Consider the following 15,324-nt stretch of genomic DNA (forward strand, 5'->3'; position numbering starts at 1 on the left):
CCGGGTCGAACTGTTCATCGGCAAAGGCGGGGTAGGCAAGACGACGCTGGCGTGCGCCACCGCCATGTCCTATGCCAGGGCGGGCAGCCGGGTGCTGGTGGCCTCGCTCGACCAGGCGCATTCGCTCGGTGACGCGCTCGGCTTCCGCTTTCCGCACGATCCCGGCACCGTCACCGGCATCGCGAACGTGCTGCCGGGCCTCGACGTGATCGAGGTGGATTCCCTTGCGCTGCTGGAGGATCGGTTCCGCGACGTGGTCCGCGTGCTGGCGCCGGGCGTCGGTCACGAGCACGGCATCGACCTCGCCGCGCTCGACCCGGCCGAACTGACCGGCCTGCCCGGCGTGCAGGAACTGCTGATGCTCGTCGAGATCACCCAGTTCGCCAACGAGGACGACTGGGACGTGATCGTCGTCGACTGCCCGCCCTCGGCCGACATGCTGCGCATCATCACCGCGCCGGACACCCTGCTCGGCTATCTCGAACGCATCTGGCCGCCGCACGCCAGGGCGATGAGCACGGTCGGCACCGACCTGCGCCAGGCCATCCTCGCCGCCACCGTCGAACGAATCGTCAAGGCGGTCACCGAGGTCCGCGATCTGCTCGCCGACCATCAGCGCACCGGCGCGCGGCTGATCACCGTCGCCGAGCGGGTCACGCTCGCCGAATCCGAACGGGTCCGCTCCGCCGCCACGCTGCTCGGGCTGCGGCTGGACGCGGTGGTGGTCAACAAGGTGCTGCCGCCGACTTCCCCGCTCGACACCGAACACCCAGCGGTGCACTGGTATCTGAACCGACGCGGCGAACAGCTCGCCGCCATCGCCGAATTAGCACGTGCCATTCCGGGTATCCCGCTGCTGATCGCCCAGCACACCGGACCGGAGCCGATCGGCCTGACCTCGCTCGCGGCCCTGTCGTACGCGGTGGACTCGGACAGGAACACCGGCGCCACAGGACCTATGCTGAGCGACAGTCCGGTGGAGGTTGACGCGAGTTCCGGCGAACCGGTGGTTCGATGTGAATCAGGCACCGGCCTGCGCGCGATATACACACTGCGGATGCCCCTGCCCGTTGTCGATGCGGCGACGCTGCGACTTGGCCGAGTGGAGGACGATTTGATCGTGGGAGCGGACGGTGTCCGGCGGCGGGTTCGTCTGGCGCCGGTGTTGCGGCGGTGCACGGTCGACGGTGCCGAACTCGACGGAGGACATCTCGTGGTGCGTTTCCGGCCGGATCCGGAGTTATGGCCCGAAGGTAGCGGCGATGAGCGGTGATCGAACGTCCGGATTCTTCCGGCGGGCCGCCGAAGGCCGCGAGGTGAGCGGCGGCGGAATATTCGGGCGCGGGGGCAAAGGGCGGGATCAGGCTCCCGAGGGCCAGGAGATGGCGGGTTCGGGCCGAAGCACTGATGGACCGGACGCGGACGCCACCGACGCGCCGGACATGAGCGACGGTGGCTTCTTCAAGCGGAGCAGAGCCGGTGACCAGGCGGGTAATCCCGAGCGGGACACCGCGAGCCAGCGCACGCACACTGATCAGACTGCCGGTACCGAGGACTCGGGCCGACGCGCTGACGCGCACGCCAACCGGAGTACCGACGGGCCGGACATGGGCGATACCGCGGGCACCGGGCAGCCGAAAGGCGCTGCGAGCGAAGGTGTTCCGGAAGACGGCATGGCCGAGTTCGTCGCGGAGTTGAAGCTGCTCGCCGAATCCGTGCTCGAGCGGGTGGAGCCGGTGTTGCGCCAGGCCGCCGACGGCCAGGTCGAATGGTCGAGTTGCAGTTGGTGTCCCGTCTGCGCGGCCGCCGCGCTGATGCGTGGGCAGCACCACGAGGTGCTGCAGACCGTGGCCGATCACGGCACCGCCATCGTGACGGTGTTGCGCGAGGCCTTGGCCGGAGTACCGGTCGATCCGGTCATGCCGGAGTCCGATGCGACGGGCGGACCACAGCACAATCACGATGTGCCACAGGACAATTCACCCCGTGCGGAATCCACTGCCGGACCACACACATCGCGGACGGCCAAACGGTCCCGCTATGTCAGCATCCCCGTGACGATCAAGGGATGACCCACCGCATAGCAGGTGCGCGACCGCTGACCGTCGGAATCGACGTCGGCGGCACCAACATTCGCGCCTCCGTGATCGACAGCAGCGGCGAGGTACTCGACACCGTCCAGGCGCCCACGCCGCATTCGGCCAAGGCGCTCGAGGACGCGCTCGCCCGCTCGGTCCGTGAGCTGTGCCAACGGCATCCGATCGGCGCGGTGGGCTTGGCCGTCGCCGGCTTCATCACCGGCGACCGCTCCACCGTCCGCTTCGCCCCGCACCTGCCCTGGCAGGACACCCCCGTCGCGCAGCGGCTCACCGAACGGCTCGAGCTGCCCGTCATCCTCGAGCACGACGCCAACGCCGCCATGTGGGCCGAGTATCGGTTCGGCGCGGCCGCGGGCGGTCACAACGTGGTACTCGTCGCGATCGGCACCGGCATCGGTGCCGCGCTGCTCATCGATGGCAAGTTGTATCGCGGAACCCACGGCGTCGCACCGGAACTCGGGCATCTTCAGGTGGTCCCGCAGGGCCGCTCCTGCCCGTGCGGTAAACACGGCTGCTGGGAAAGGTATTGCAGCGGAACGGCACTCGCCGACACCGCGATCGAAATGCTGGCCACCGATCCGGTCCGCTCGGTCCTCGCCAAGGACGTCTACCGCGACCCTGGCTCGCTCACCGGCCGCCGAGTCGCCAACGCCGCGCAAGACGGCGATCCGCTCGCGGTCCGCGTGATGGCGGATTTCGCCCGCTGGCTCGGCCTCGGCCTGGCATTCGTCAGCGACATCTTCGATCCCGACCTCGTCGTCATCGCCGGCGGCGTCAGCAGCTCCGCTCCCCTATTCCTGGACGAGGCCCGCGAGGAATACGCCCGCTCGGTCACCGGCGCGGGACACCGACCCCTCGCCCGCATCCGCACCACCCAACTCGGCGAGGCCGCGGGCATGATCGGCGCCGCCGACCTCGCCCGCGCCGCGCTGATCGAGAACGAACGCAAGAACTCCCGGGTAGCCCGCAGCCACTGACCCACTCGTCGACGAGACCTGACCGGGTCATCGTCAGCCGTTGATCATGAAGCGGCAGCGCCCAACTCGGCCACAGCGCGGGCTCGAACGCGCTACCTCGCGCCTTGCCGCAGCGGATCCGCATTCTTGCGCCCTACGAGCACCCGGAGGTGGGCTGCGTGCGATTGCTTGGCGGCGCCGCCGTGGTGATCGACGTTTCATCACCTGCGGCAGTGGTATTCGAAAGAGGAAGGCTTGCTTCGGTCGCCGATGACCTCATTCCGGTCGCCGAGGAATCTGCTTCCGGTCGCCGATTACGGCGCCTCCGCCTGCGCATGGCAGAGTGTGGTGAGATTCGCCGCTGCGGTTGGATGTGATCTAGCTCCAGCGGTAAAGTCGGCAACTGACGCAGGTGCCCGCCTCAATCCCGGTCCCGGGGGAAGGACGTCATGTTCTACTGGCTGCTGAAGTACGTGCTGCTGGGGCCGTTCATGCATCTCTACAATCGACCAACGGTCGAAGGTGTGGAGAACATTCCGGCGGATGGTCCGGCGATCATGGCGGGTAATCATCTCTCCTTCGCGGACTGGCTGTTCGCGCCGCTGCTGAGCCCGCGGCGAATCAACTATCTGGCCAAGGCCGAATACTTCAACACCCCGGGCATCAAGGGCGCGTTCCAGAAGTGGTTCTTCACCACCTCCGGTCAGTTCCCGATCGACCGCACCGGCGCCGACGCGGCCGAGGACGCCCTCAACGCCGCGCGCAAGCTGCTCGACCAGGGCCGCCTGGTCGGCCTCTACCCCGAGGGCACCCGCTCCCCCGACGGCCGCCTGTACAAGGGCAAGACCGGTTTGGCCCGGCTCGCACTGGAAACCGGCGTCCCCGTTATCCCGGTCGCCGTCATCGGCACCGACGAAGTGAGCCCGCCCGGCCCCTTCCGCTGGCGCCGCCGCAAGGTCACCGTCAAGTTCGGCACCCCCATCGACTTCTCCCGCTACGAAGGCATGGGCGGCAACCGTTTCGTCGAACGCGCCGTCACCGACGAGGTCATGTACGAACTCATGCAACTCGGCGGCCAAGAATACGTAGACGTCTACGCCGCCAGCCTGAAGAAGAACGTCCCGAGCGCCCGCGAAGCCACCCGCATCCCGCACACCGCCGCCAGCTGAACCGTCCCACCCAACACGCCGCTAGCCACCTGGCCAGCGGCGTGCTCTGTATCCGGGCACCAGGCAGGCGCCGCCGGGCGCAATCGACGTGAGTCGAATGGTCGCTGTTGAAGATCAATTAGCCACCATATGACTCACGTCGATGAGGCTCGTCCCGCTGGCGTGGTCAGGATGGCGGTGGTGAGGTGGGTGGCGTAGGTGACGATTTCGGGGCGGGTGGCGGGGATTCGGCCTGCGAGCCAGTCGAGGAAAAGGGAGACGAGAGCGCCGGAGAGGGCGCTGATCGGCATGGTGAGATCGCCGGGGGTGAGCTGGGCGGCCCGGTCCGGGGACAGTTGGGCGGCGATGAGGCTGACGAAGTCGGGGAGGGCGGCGGCGCCGTGGGTGCGCAGGGTGTCGTCGGCGAGGGTTTCGCGGAACATGATGCGACTGCGCCGAGGGTCGTCTTCGAAGTAACCCGCCGCGGCATCGAAAGCGGCGTGGATGCGGGCGGTTTCGTCGGCGGGGGCGGCGGCAAGCCGGGTGGTGACCGCCGCCGACAAGCCGTGCGCGACCTGGTCGTAGACCTCGACGAGCAGCGCCTCGCGGTCGGTGAAGCTCTCGTAGAAGTAGCGCAGGCTCAGCCCGGCCGTGCGGCAGACCGCGCGCATGGTGGTGGCCGACGCGCCGTCCGCGCCGAGCAATTCGAAACCGGCGCGCACCAACTGGTCCCGCCGCTCGGCGGAACGGGTGGCCATAGTGCTGCCCCGCCAGGTGTTGTCGGCTGAACTCACGGTCCTGATGATGTCACGGCAGCGTCGAGCGGTTCGGCGGCGTGCGGCAGTGCGCGGTTTTCGAGTCGGCGGATCAGCTCGTGCGTCGGCCCGTCGAGGCTGAGATATCGATCGAGCACGACGTTGACGGCGCCACGCAGCAACGCGTACGGCTCCCAGACACTCGGTGCGATCGTGCGCGGGGCGCGACGCGCGATGCCGTCGGCGATGGTCGCGGCGGCCTCGGCGGCGGTGATCCGCCGGTTCAGCGGCCAGGGCAGCAGCTGGCCGACCTCGCGGCCCAGCTCGTCTTCGTCCAGGGTGTGGTGGGTCATCGCGGTATCCACGATGCCGAAGTAGGCCACGCCCGCACTGGCCCCCGCCGCGGCGAGTTCGACGCGCAGCGCGCGACCGAGTTGTTCCACGCCCGCCTTGCTGATCATGTACGGCGAGCCCCCCATGCCGGGGGCGAAGGCGGCGCAGGAGGACACCACCACGACATGCCCACGGGCAGCGACGATGTCGTCGAGGGCCGGACGCACGGTGTTGAACACGCCGGTCAGATTGATCGCGAGGACGCGGTCGAAATCGGCGGGGTCCATCGTGCGAATCGTCGCCGGAGCGGGCGTCACTCCGGCATTCGCGACAACGATGTCGATCCGCCCGAACCGTTCGCGGACTTTCTCCATGGCTTCGACCATCTCCTCGCGATCGGCGACGTCGGCCCGTACGGCGAGAGCCCGCTCCCCCAATTCGCGTGTGGCAACGTGGATTCTCGCCTCATCGAGGTCGATCATCGCCACCGAGGCGCCGCGCCGATCCAGCTTTCGAGCCAGCTCGAGTCCGATCCCCTGCCCCGCCCCGGTGATCGCCACCACCCGGCCGCGCACATCGAAACCAGCTGTCGGCCAACGTAAACCCAGCATCACGCGGCCGCCTTTGCGAGGTCGGTCTTCCGGTCCGCATTCGACACCACCATCGGCGTCGGCCCGGTATGCCCATCCGCTCGGCGGCGATGTCTGCGGTCGGCCGACGCATGGTCACCGCGCACGGACCCGGAGGGTCTTGCCGCCGCCAATCGTCCACAAGGTCGCATCATCAACGCACCGCACTCGTCTGATAAGCATCCTGATCGAATCTGCTTGTGCGGCGGGCGTATTCGAAGCTCCAGTTCGGGTACAGGCCGGCATTGCCGGTGCCGTCGGCGGTTTGGTAGTAGCTGCGGCAGTTTCCGGTCACCCAGACGGTGTCGCGGCTGCGAGCGTCCATTTCCCGAAGGAAGGCCCGTTGCGCTTCCGGGCGCACTTCGATTCGCTGGAGTCCGTTGTCCCGCATCGTTTTCAGCGCGTCCACCAGGTAGTTGACCTGCGCTTCGATCATGTAGATCGCCGACTGGTTTCCGGCGGCGCCGAAGGGGCCGAGGGTGGTGAAGAAGTTCGGAAAACCGGCCACCGCCGTGCCCAGATAGCTTTGCGGGCGTTCGCGATACAGCTCACCCATGCTCCGCCCGTCGCGGCCGCGCACTCGGTCGAATACCTGCGGCGGCACGCCGAAACCGGTGCCCCAGATGATGGTGTCCACCTCGTGGTCGACGCCGTCGTCGGTGCGGATGGAGCGCGGTCCCACCGACACGATCCGCGCGGTGACCACCTCAACATTCGGCTTGGTGAGCGCCGGATAATAGGCGTCGGAGAAGATCGCCCGCTTACAGCCGATCATATAGTCGGGGGTCAGCCGTTCGCGCAGCCGCCGATCCCGCACCTGCCGGCGCAGCTGGAGCCGACCCAACACCTCGTACGGGTGCCGGAATCGTTTGTCCACGAAGCCGACCAGCCCGAACCCCTCGATACCCGCGAAATACGCGCCACGGACGGCCTTGCCAAGCAAAGGCATCCGCCGCAGCATGGTCCGCTCGAGGTCCGTGGTGGCCCAGTCCAGTCGCGGCACGATCCACGGCGCGGACCGCTGGAACACCGTCAGCCGCCCCACCATTGGCTGGATCTCGGGAATGAACTGCACCGCCGACGCCCCGGTCCCGATAACGGCGACCCGCTCGCCGGTCAGGTCGTGTTCGTGATCCCAATGCAGCGAATGGAATTGAGTGCCGGTGAAGTTCTCGGCCCCCGGCAGCTCCGGAATCCGCGCCTCACTGAACGGCCCGATCGCCGAGACCAGCACATCAGCCGTCATCGCTCCTTGCGAGGTGTCGATCCGCCAATATCCGCGCGCATCATCCCAACTCGCCGCCAGCAGCTCGGTGTTGTAGCGAATATGCTGTGGCACATCGAATTTCGCCGCAACACTACGCAGATAGTCGAGGATTTCCGGCTGCGTGCCATACCGACGCGACCACTCCGAATTCGGTGCGAACGAATACGAATACAACATCGACGGCACATCGCAGGCACATCCGGGATACGTATTCGCCCGCCACGTACCGCCGAGCTCGCCTGCCCGCTCCAGGATCACCAAATCCTCGAAACCCGCCTCCCGCAATCGCACCCCGAGCCCGATCCCGGCGAAGCCCGCGCCGACCACCGCGACGGCCACATGCTTTTCCTCCAGCCGCCCGAACACGTCGCCCGTACTGCGTTCCTGGTCCATCTGCCCTCCTAGCAGGGCCGTGGCCCGTTCGACCAGACCGCCCCGCCGGGACGGAACAGGCAACGTCGCCTCAAAGAAATCACTTGATTCCATTGGAATCAGATGATTCCCCTAGGGGCTGAGTAAGTCAAGGAAACATGTCAGGATCTAAGACAGCAGCGTCAGAGCAGTAACGCTCCCGCGCGCTTGATGGTCCTGATGATGGGGGCGGTCTCCATCGAGTTGACGCCTTGCAGCGCAGCGATGCGCTCGGTAAGAAACAAACTCAGGTCAGTGGAGTCACGGCAGTTGACCGCCACCAACAGGTTGGTCGACCCGGTGGTCAAGGCGGCGAAAGCAACCTCGGACCTGCGCGCCAAGGCTTCGGCGACATCCACGACGTGAGCGGGCTGCGCGTTGATCCACAGCCTGGCCTCGGTGCGGAACCCGATCGCGGCAGGCGGCATATCGAGGTGGAACTGCAACACACCCATCCGGCGCAGTGCCACGAGCCGCCGCCGCACCGTCGACTCCGACCACCCGGTCACCGTCGACAGTTCCGCGTAAGAGGCACGGCCATCCCGATTGAGCGCATGCAGCAATGCCCGCTCCCCATCGTCCAGTTCGACTGGCGCGGTAGATGATTCGACCGTCGGCGGTTCGAGACCCGCCACCTGCCCCGGCGAAAGCGCCGCCACCCCCGCCCACCCCGACGGCAACGCGAATCCGCGCAACACCAGATGCGCCGAAACCGCGACCACCCGGCTGGTACGCGGCAATTTGCCAAGCAGCAACGCGTCCTGCTCCTGACCGCTCGCCGCCTGCACGGTGCACGAAACCTCGGTCCCACCGGACAGCAGATACACGAATGACGTGTCCGGACGATCCGCCAGCGCCTTGCCCACCGACATCGCGGCATCAGGCGCACACCGCACCCGCACCGTCCACGCCACATACCCCAGCCGACCGCCATTCACCATGCCGGCCACCCGCACCACCCCCGCCCCCCGCAACCTGCGATACCGGCGCGCAACCGTGTTCTCCGAAACCCCTAACACCCCGGCAATGTCACGAAACGCAGCCCGTCCGTCCACATGCAGCGCATGAATCAGTCCACGATCGACAGCATCCATTGGCTCAGGATAAATCCGTGACGGTATCCAGCACACGCCTCTTCCAGGCCGGTGCAGGCGGTGGCTTGCTGACCGGAAGAGGTTGACGGCACAGCCCGCGTGATTGTCCCCGCCCGGAATGGAATGCGGGCTTCAGCCCAATTACCGCCCGCTAGAAGCATTTTCCGGTGCGCAGAGGCCGCCTGCCGACCTACGGGCGCGCCGGTTGCTTGGACGCGCAGGCAGCCCCGTTACCCAATCAGACCGGACCCGTTCACATTGCGTTGAGATAGCTGGTCCAGGGTGATCCCATGACTGGTTCGACCTTTTCCCGCCGCACCCTGCTGCGCACCTCCGCACTCGGCCTGGTGGCGGCCCCCGCGCTGGCCGCGTGCTCGTCGGACGGACCGGCCCTGGTCCGGCAGCGGCCGGTGCTGACGCACGGTGTCGCGGTGGGTGATCCGCGCAGTGACGGCGCGCTGATCTGGGCGCGCGCCGACCGGCCCGCGACGCTGATCGTGGAGACGGCGGCTACCGAATCATTCACCGACGTCAAGCGATTCATCGGACCGTTGCTTACCCCGGGTTCCGACGGCACCGGCCGGGTGCGCGTCAACGGCCTGCCCGCGGGCGAGCAGGTGCACTACCGGGTCACCCTCGAAAACGACGACGGCGGTACCTCAGAACCGATCACCGGCGTGTTCCGCACGGTGCCGACCGGCGCGTCCGACATCAGGCTGCAGTGGTCCGGCGACGTCGTCGGCCAGGGTTACGGCATCAACCCCGACCTGGGTGGCATGAAGATCTTCACCACCATGGCTGCCCGCGACCCGCACCTGTTCCTGCATTCGGGCGACTCCATCTACGCGGACAACCCCGTCAAGGAATCCGTGACGCTGCCCGACGGGCGAATCTGGCGCAACATCGTCTCCGAGGCCAAAAGCGCTCCCGCGCAAACCCTTCAGCAGTACCGCGGCGCGTACGCCTACAACCTGACCGACCAGAACTACCTCCGCTTCAACACCTCGGTCGCCCAGGTGGTGCAGTGGGACGACCACGAGACGGTCAACAACTGGTACCCCGGCGGCCTGGTTCCGGAGTCCAAGGGCTACACCGAGCGCAGCATGGACGTCCTGGCCACCCGCGCCTGGCAGGCGTTCCACGAGTGGATGCCGGTGGAGCCCAAGGAGGCGGTGGACGGCCGCCTCTACCGCAAGATCTCCTACGGCCCGCTGCTGGACATCTTCGTGCTGGACATGCGCACCTACAAGGACACCAACGACGCCGACAACGGACCCGAGGGTCGCATCTTCGGTCCGGCACAGACGAAGTGGTTGATCGAGGGCCTGCGCGACTCGACGGCGACGTGGAAGATCGTCGCCAACGACCTGCCGCTCGGCTTGGTTGTCAAGGACGGTGAACAGCCGAACACCACCGCGTTCGAAGGCCCGGCCAACGGCGACCCAGGCGCGCCGTCCGGCCGGGAAACCGAGATCGCCCAGGTGCTCTCGGCGATCAAGGCAAACAAGGTGACAGACGTGGTCTGGCTGACCGCCGACGTGCACTACACCGCGGCGCACCACTACGCCCCCGAGCGCGCTGCGTTCACCGACTTCGACGAGTTCTGGGAGTTCGTCTCCGGGCCGCTCAACGCCGGTGCGTTCGGACCGAACCCGCTGGACGCGACGTTCGGACCCGAGGCGGTGTTCGTGCACGCGCCGACGGTGCAGAACAGTTCGCCGCTGGACGCCTTCCAACATTTCGGCGAGGTACAGATCGACGGCAAGTCAAGGGAACTGACAGTCAATCTGTGCGATGCGAGCGGATCCGTGCTGTTCAGCCAGCGACTGGAACCGACCGTCCGGTAGCACACGAGATCGGGGAGGCGTCGCGGGCCGCGCTGTAGTAGCTTTCGTGCCATGAGCACGCCGCAGTTTGTCTCCGCCGAGGAATACCTACCCCGCGATACGGCGGATGTCGTTCGCACGGTTCGGGATTCACGCGGCCGCGCGGAACCGCTCACCGTGCGCGGTGGCGAGCAACTCGACGACGGACTCACGCTGCCCGCCCAGCCGACCGTGGTGTCGCTGCGCCGGATGAATCAGGTGCTCGACATCAACCTGGGGCGGCGGACGGTGCGGGTGCAGGCCGGCGCCAAACTGTCCGACATCGATCGGCGGCTCGGCGCGCATGGGCTCGGGCTGCCGATCGTCGGCGACCATCGCGACATCACCGCGGGCGGATTCGCGTCCGTGGGCGGCGTGAGCGCGGCCTCACACAAGTACGGCATGTTCATCGATCAGATCGTCGATCTGGAATATGTCGACAACGACGGACGCATCGGCACCTGCGGGCGCACCCACCACGCCGAGCGTTTCCACCGCATCCTCGGCGCGGGCGGGCGCGCGGGCATCATCACCGCGCTCACCCTCGACGTGATGGACATCGACAAGGACCGCACCTGGCTCACCACCAACGCTGACCGGTTCCTCGACTTCGACTCCTTCGTCGAACACGCCTACGCCGAGATCATGCGGCCGGGCAACGCGGCACTGCAGGTGGGTCGCTGGGTCGACACCGCGCCGCTGAAGGTCGCGCGGCCGGGCGGCGTCGGGCATGTGCAGCTCGGCACGGTGCGGTTCGGGCAGTGGTCAACGCTGCATCCCACCGTGCCGACCCGCTCGGTGCGGGCCCGGCGTGAGGTGGGCTCCCGTGCGCGGAAGTCGCTCGGCGTCATCGCCTCCGCCGCCAGCGGCCCCGCGGGCATGCCGCTGCGCAACGCCGCGGCAGGCGCGGTGCTGTTCGCGCCGAAGGTGCAAACCCTGCGCGACGCCGAGTACCTCGCCGACACCGCGCTCAGCTCGTCCGAGCGCGGACCCGCCTACCGGGTCGGCATTTTCGCGCCGCTGTCGAGCTACACGTCGGTGTTCTACCGCCTGCACGACCTGTTCGCCGGGCATCGCGAGCGCACCGGCTGCTTCACCGTCATCTCCGCGATGACCTACGGCGTCCGCTCCCGCTACCTGCGCTCCGAGTCCGCCGCCCGCGGCCTCTCCCCCGAAGACCACGGCCTGATCACCTTCACCAGCCGCCTCCGCCCCGCCGCCCTCCCCTCAGAACTGTTGCGCGACATCGTTTCCGGGATCGACGAGATCTGCCGCTCGGAGAACGCGCTGCGGTACGAGTCGGAGGAGTAAGCGTCGTCGCGCAGGCACTCGATCACGACCGGTGCCGCGCGTTCAATCGATCGCCGCGTTCAACCGATCGCGGGGGCAAGGGTGGCTGCCGCGCCGCAGCCAGCGACTGGCGCAACCACGATCCACGACTGCCGCAGCCGCCGTGTCACGGCGAGAACGCGCGACCGCGTGCCGCGGGGCGCGCTGGTGCGCTGGTGCGCGTACCGCGGCTACTGCCGCAGAGGATCCAGCCGCGCTCAGCGCTCACCAGGCTGACTCGGGCACACATCGAAGTGTGTACGGTACGCGACGCGAATGAGTGCGCCGCAGCCAGCGTGATTCAGCGGTGCATCGCACCATTAAGCACGCTTCCGTCCGGTAGTGGAATTAATGCATTTCGACCGCAGTCGCGTATTGCCGGATAAGACATTCGTTGCCGTCGACACCTTGGATGGAAGCGATCTTCCCTGGGCACCGGCACGCGCCTCACCTGCTGAAACCCCCACCTACCCGACGCGCCGATACTGGCCGCGAACGCCGGCAGACGTTTTGTCCGCCATCCGCCGATGCGCTAACCTCTCGGTGACTCGAACCACGTACTCACTCGGCTGATTGCACAGATCTGTCAACAGCACACCGAAGCAACAGCGGGAATATTCACTCGATTTCGAAGCGAATTATCACATCCCGATCGGACGCTCCAGACTACCTGACATTTTTCAGCAGTCGGCATGCAGTTCCCGCGGACGCACGATTCCCGCGGGCATGATCTCGTTTGTTCCGGCACGAATCCTGATCATCCGTGGAGGAAACTTGAAACTTTCGCATCGCACACGCTCGGCAGCGGTCGCCCTGCTCCTGACCGCAGCGGCAGCGTCAGGTACTGTGGCGCACGCTGCGGACGAAATACCGCCCGAAGAGATGAAAGCTTTGGCCAAGGCGTACGCGAAAACCGTCGGCGACCACTTCTGCGACAACTTCAAATTGACACACGCCCAGGTCGAGGCCTATACGGATGCCTACGACAACAACAATCCGTTGGTCGACGGTAAAGAAGCCGAATTACGGGCGCGGGGGGTAATCAGCCTCCAGGCAGTGGGAATCAAAGGGAAAAGCGAATCGTCTTCGATGCCTCCGCTGTACGGCGACGACGTCAAGAAAGCCTTCGACAAGGAATCCGGCTCTGGCTGGACCAACGCCTTCCGCCGATTGATCTGCGACAACGCAGAGGCACGTAGCAACTACAGTGCGGCACGAAAGACATACAATGAACAGGCGGGGAAACTGAAGCCCGGCTTGGAGGAAGAAGCCAAGCTCGACGAGCTCAACTACAAGAACGGCAAGAAGATGTTCAGCGTTCTGTGCGAGGCCGGGGTGACACTGGATCCGGTCGAGGGGCAGTTGTGCGGGGACAATAAGAAATCCGCCACGGACGACGACAAGGATTGAGTCCTGCCCGATCCGCCCGTTCTTGGCGCACCCGCCCCCAGTCGCCGCTAAGCCGCCGAGCCCCGGTATTCCGGACTCCTCGAATCAACCCGGCCCGCGCGCGACCGAGACGGTAGCGGAGCGGGACGTCACCGCGCCGAATCGCGAGATGCGGTGATGTCCCGCTCGACGGCAGACATCGAGCGGCCAGGGCAATTCGCGCGATACGCGGAACCAGCCCGCACCGCCCGGCGCAGACGTGGCGCTCACGCTGGCGGCAGCGGTTCAGACCCGCGAGCCGCCACCGGCCCGAGCGCCGAACAAGACACCATCTCACCGAGTCGTAAGCCGGGGCCCGGCACGGTGACGGCACCTCACAGCCAACACCGAACGGGGCATTGCTACGGCAAATCGCAGGACGCGGCGCATGCTGTCCCGCTCGGCGACCCATGTTGGGTAGCGGAAGCCCGAGCGAGACATGGCCGACAGGATGCGCGGTGGTGCGGCGGAGGTGAGCCGGGGCGTTTGGCGAACGGCTTTATCAACCGGATAGCAAACCCTATACTGTGACCGGCCATACATGGTCGCCAGAAGGTAGCGGCGACATGTGGGTTCGGCGCTGTCAGTGTGGTGCCGCGCGTGTGTTCAGCCCGTCCGCTTGTGAAGGTTGCTGTGCCGATGCCCGAATTTCGTGCTGTCCCGGTGGGATTCGCTGATCGTAGACGTCACCGTCCGCCGGAGCGATCCCTCATCGGACAGCGCGTGCTGATCACCGATGCCTGCTCCGGCATCGGCCGGGCCACCGCGAATGTGCTTGCCGCCCAGGGCGCTCAACTGTTGTTGGTCGCGCGCGGCAGCGATGAGCTCATCGGTGCCTGCGAGGAGATCCGCTCGGACGGCGGTGTGGCGGACTGGAATCGCTGCGACGTCTCCGCGCTCGGCGACGTCGATCAGCTCGTCACGTGGGTGCTCGGCGAATTCGGCACGGTCGACGTGCTGATCAACACGGCAGGGCGGCCGATGCGCAGACCGGTGACCCAGTCGCTGCACCGTTTCCGCGACTACCAGCAAATGATGGCCACCAACTATTTCGGTCCGCTGCGCCTCACCCTCGGCCTGCTCCCCGCGATGCTCCGCTCCGGCTCGGGCCACGTGATCAATGTCGGCCCCTGGAACGTACACACCGGCGCCGCACCGAATTTCGCCTCCTACGCCAGCGCCCAGGCCGCCTGGACCACCTTCGGCCAATGCGCCGACGCCGAACTCTCCCCCCACGGCATCCAGGTAACCACCATCCACTACCCCGCCTTCGGCAAGGACACCGACGCCCCCCAGCGCCCCGAAGAAGCCACCCAAACCGCCCACCGCATCGAATCCGCCATCCACGCCAACTCCCCCCGCACCGAACCCCGCTTCACCCGCACCCTCTACGCCCTAGCCGGCGTAGCCCCCCGCTCCACCGCCCGCCTCATGCACGCCTTCGGCATCTAGCCACCCCCCGCACTTGACGCACGTTGTACACACCTGACGCACGCTGCAACCTACGTCAAGAACACGCAACCTACGTCAAGACACCGAAAGCCCCCTCCGGGGGACGCGGAGGGGGCTTTTGGGGTGGGGTTTAGTGCTTTTCGGGGCCGAGGTAGTACTCGAAGACGAGGCCTGCGGCGGCGATGAGGATGCAGACTACGCCGAGGCCGATCAGCCAGAACTGGAAGAAGGCCAGGCCGAGGGCGGTGATGGCGCCGGCGCCTGCGAGGGTGATGGGCCAGAAGCTGCCTGGGGAGAAGAAGCCCAGGTCGCCTGCGCCGTCTACGATTTCGGCGTCTTCGTAGTCTTCCGGTCGCAGGTCGAGGCGACGCGCGACGAAGCGGAAGTAGGTGCCGATGATCAGCGACAGGCCTGCGGTGAGGACGGTCGCGGTGGTACCGGCCCATTCCACGCCGGTGCGGGAGACGCCGGTGAAGTAGCCGTAGACAATCGCGACGATGATGAAGAACACCGTCAGCAGTTCGAATATCCGCGCTTCGATCTTCATATCAGATCAGT

General features: G+C 66.8%; 14 protein-coding genes. 9 read left to right on the plus strand and 5 right to left on the minus strand.

Translation table 11 applies throughout. The annotated features are described in order from the left end of the window. Positions 1-10: 10 nt before the first annotated feature. From ACIA8C_RS22125 to ACIA8C_RS22145, 5 genes are all read left to right on the plus strand, one after another. Positions 11-1,273, plus strand: a complete 1,263-nt coding sequence (locus ACIA8C_RS22125; protein ID WP_397138157.1) for an ArsA family ATPase — start codon at positions 11-13, stop codon at positions 1,271-1,273. Then, the gene (locus ACIA8C_RS22130) at positions 1,263-2,072 is read left to right on the plus strand and encodes a hypothetical protein (RefSeq protein WP_397137528.1); all 810 of its coding nucleotides are present in this window, start codon (positions 1,263-1,265) and stop codon (positions 2,070-2,072) included. Before ACIA8C_RS22125 ends, ACIA8C_RS22130 begins: the two co-directional genes overlap by 11 nt. Further along, complete coding sequence (locus ACIA8C_RS22135) at positions 2,069-3,076, plus strand: ROK family glucokinase (RefSeq protein WP_397137530.1); 1,008 nt, start codon at positions 2,069-2,071, stop codon at positions 3,074-3,076. Before ACIA8C_RS22130 ends, ACIA8C_RS22135 begins: the two co-directional genes overlap by 4 nt. 158 nt (positions 3,077-3,234) lie before the next feature. Continuing rightward, a complete protein-coding gene (locus tag ACIA8C_RS22140) occupies positions 3,235-3,432 on the plus strand; it encodes a hypothetical protein (RefSeq protein WP_397137532.1) in 198 nt (65 codons plus the stop codon). 72 nt (positions 3,433-3,504) lie between these two features. Continuing rightward, the gene (locus ACIA8C_RS22145; protein WP_397137534.1) at positions 3,505-4,224 is read left to right on the plus strand and encodes a lysophospholipid acyltransferase family protein; all 720 of its coding nucleotides are present in this window, start codon (positions 3,505-3,507) and stop codon (positions 4,222-4,224) included. 134 nt (positions 4,225-4,358) lie between these two features. On the opposite strand, the gene ACIA8C_RS22150 is transcribed toward ACIA8C_RS22145, so the two are convergent. The 4 genes from ACIA8C_RS22150 to ACIA8C_RS22165 form a co-directional block, all read right to left on the minus strand. Beyond that, positions 4,359-4,997 (minus strand): TetR/AcrR family transcriptional regulator, encoded by a 639-nt coding sequence (locus tag ACIA8C_RS22150; protein WP_397137536.1) that lies wholly within the window; start codon positions 4,995-4,997, stop codon positions 4,359-4,361. Continuing rightward, positions 4,994-5,902, minus strand: coding sequence for a short-chain dehydrogenase/reductase (locus ACIA8C_RS22155; RefSeq protein ID WP_397137538.1), 909 nt, complete (start codon positions 5,900-5,902; stop codon positions 4,994-4,996). Before ACIA8C_RS22155 ends, ACIA8C_RS22150 begins: the two co-directional genes overlap by 4 nt. A gap of 172 nt (positions 5,903-6,074) precedes the next feature. Beyond that, positions 6,075-7,580: a flavin-containing monooxygenase gene (locus ACIA8C_RS22160; RefSeq protein ID WP_397137540.1), complete on the minus strand. Its 1,506-nt coding sequence runs from the start codon at positions 7,578-7,580 to the stop codon at positions 6,075-6,077. Positions 7,581-7,741: 161 nt separating this feature from the next. Then, the gene (locus ACIA8C_RS22165) at positions 7,742-8,692 is read right to left on the minus strand and encodes an Lrp/AsnC family transcriptional regulator (protein WP_397137542.1); all 951 of its coding nucleotides are present in this window, start codon (positions 8,690-8,692) and stop codon (positions 7,742-7,744) included. A gap of 290 nt (positions 8,693-8,982) precedes the next feature. On the opposite strand from ACIA8C_RS22165, the gene ACIA8C_RS22170 reads away from it, so the two are divergent. The 4 genes from ACIA8C_RS22170 (at position 8,983) to ACIA8C_RS22185 (ending at position 14,766) form a co-directional block, all read left to right on the plus strand. Then, positions 8,983-10,539 carry an alkaline phosphatase D family protein gene (locus ACIA8C_RS22170; RefSeq protein WP_397137544.1) on the plus strand — a complete coding sequence of 519 codons (1,557 nt, stop codon included), beginning with the start codon at positions 8,983-8,985 and terminating at the stop codon, positions 10,537-10,539. A 51-nt stretch (positions 10,540-10,590) separates the two neighbouring features. Next, entirely contained in the window at positions 10,591-11,868 is a 1,278-nt protein-coding gene (locus ACIA8C_RS22175) for an FAD-binding oxidoreductase (RefSeq protein WP_396989762.1), read from the plus strand. A 744-nt stretch (positions 11,869-12,612) separates the two neighbouring features. Further along, positions 12,613-13,296 (plus strand): hypothetical protein, encoded by a 684-nt coding sequence (locus tag ACIA8C_RS22180; RefSeq protein WP_397137546.1) that lies wholly within the window; start codon positions 12,613-12,615, stop codon positions 13,294-13,296. A 741-nt stretch (positions 13,297-14,037) separates the two neighbouring features. After that, positions 14,038-14,766 (plus strand): SDR family NAD(P)-dependent oxidoreductase, encoded by a 729-nt coding sequence (locus ACIA8C_RS22185; RefSeq protein ID WP_397137548.1) that lies wholly within the window; start codon positions 14,038-14,040, stop codon positions 14,764-14,766. Positions 14,767-14,896: 130 nt separating this feature from the next. On the opposite strand, the gene ACIA8C_RS22190 is transcribed toward ACIA8C_RS22185, so the two are convergent. Further along, a complete protein-coding gene (locus tag ACIA8C_RS22190; protein WP_378722150.1) occupies positions 14,897-15,313 on the minus strand; it encodes a cytochrome c oxidase subunit 4 in 417 nt (138 codons plus the stop codon). Positions 15,314-15,324: the final 11 nt, after the last annotated feature.

The sequence above is a fragment of the Nocardia sp. NPDC051321 genome (assembly GCF_044455225.1).
Classification (GTDB): Bacteria; Actinomycetota; Actinomycetes; order Mycobacteriales; family Mycobacteriaceae; genus Nocardia.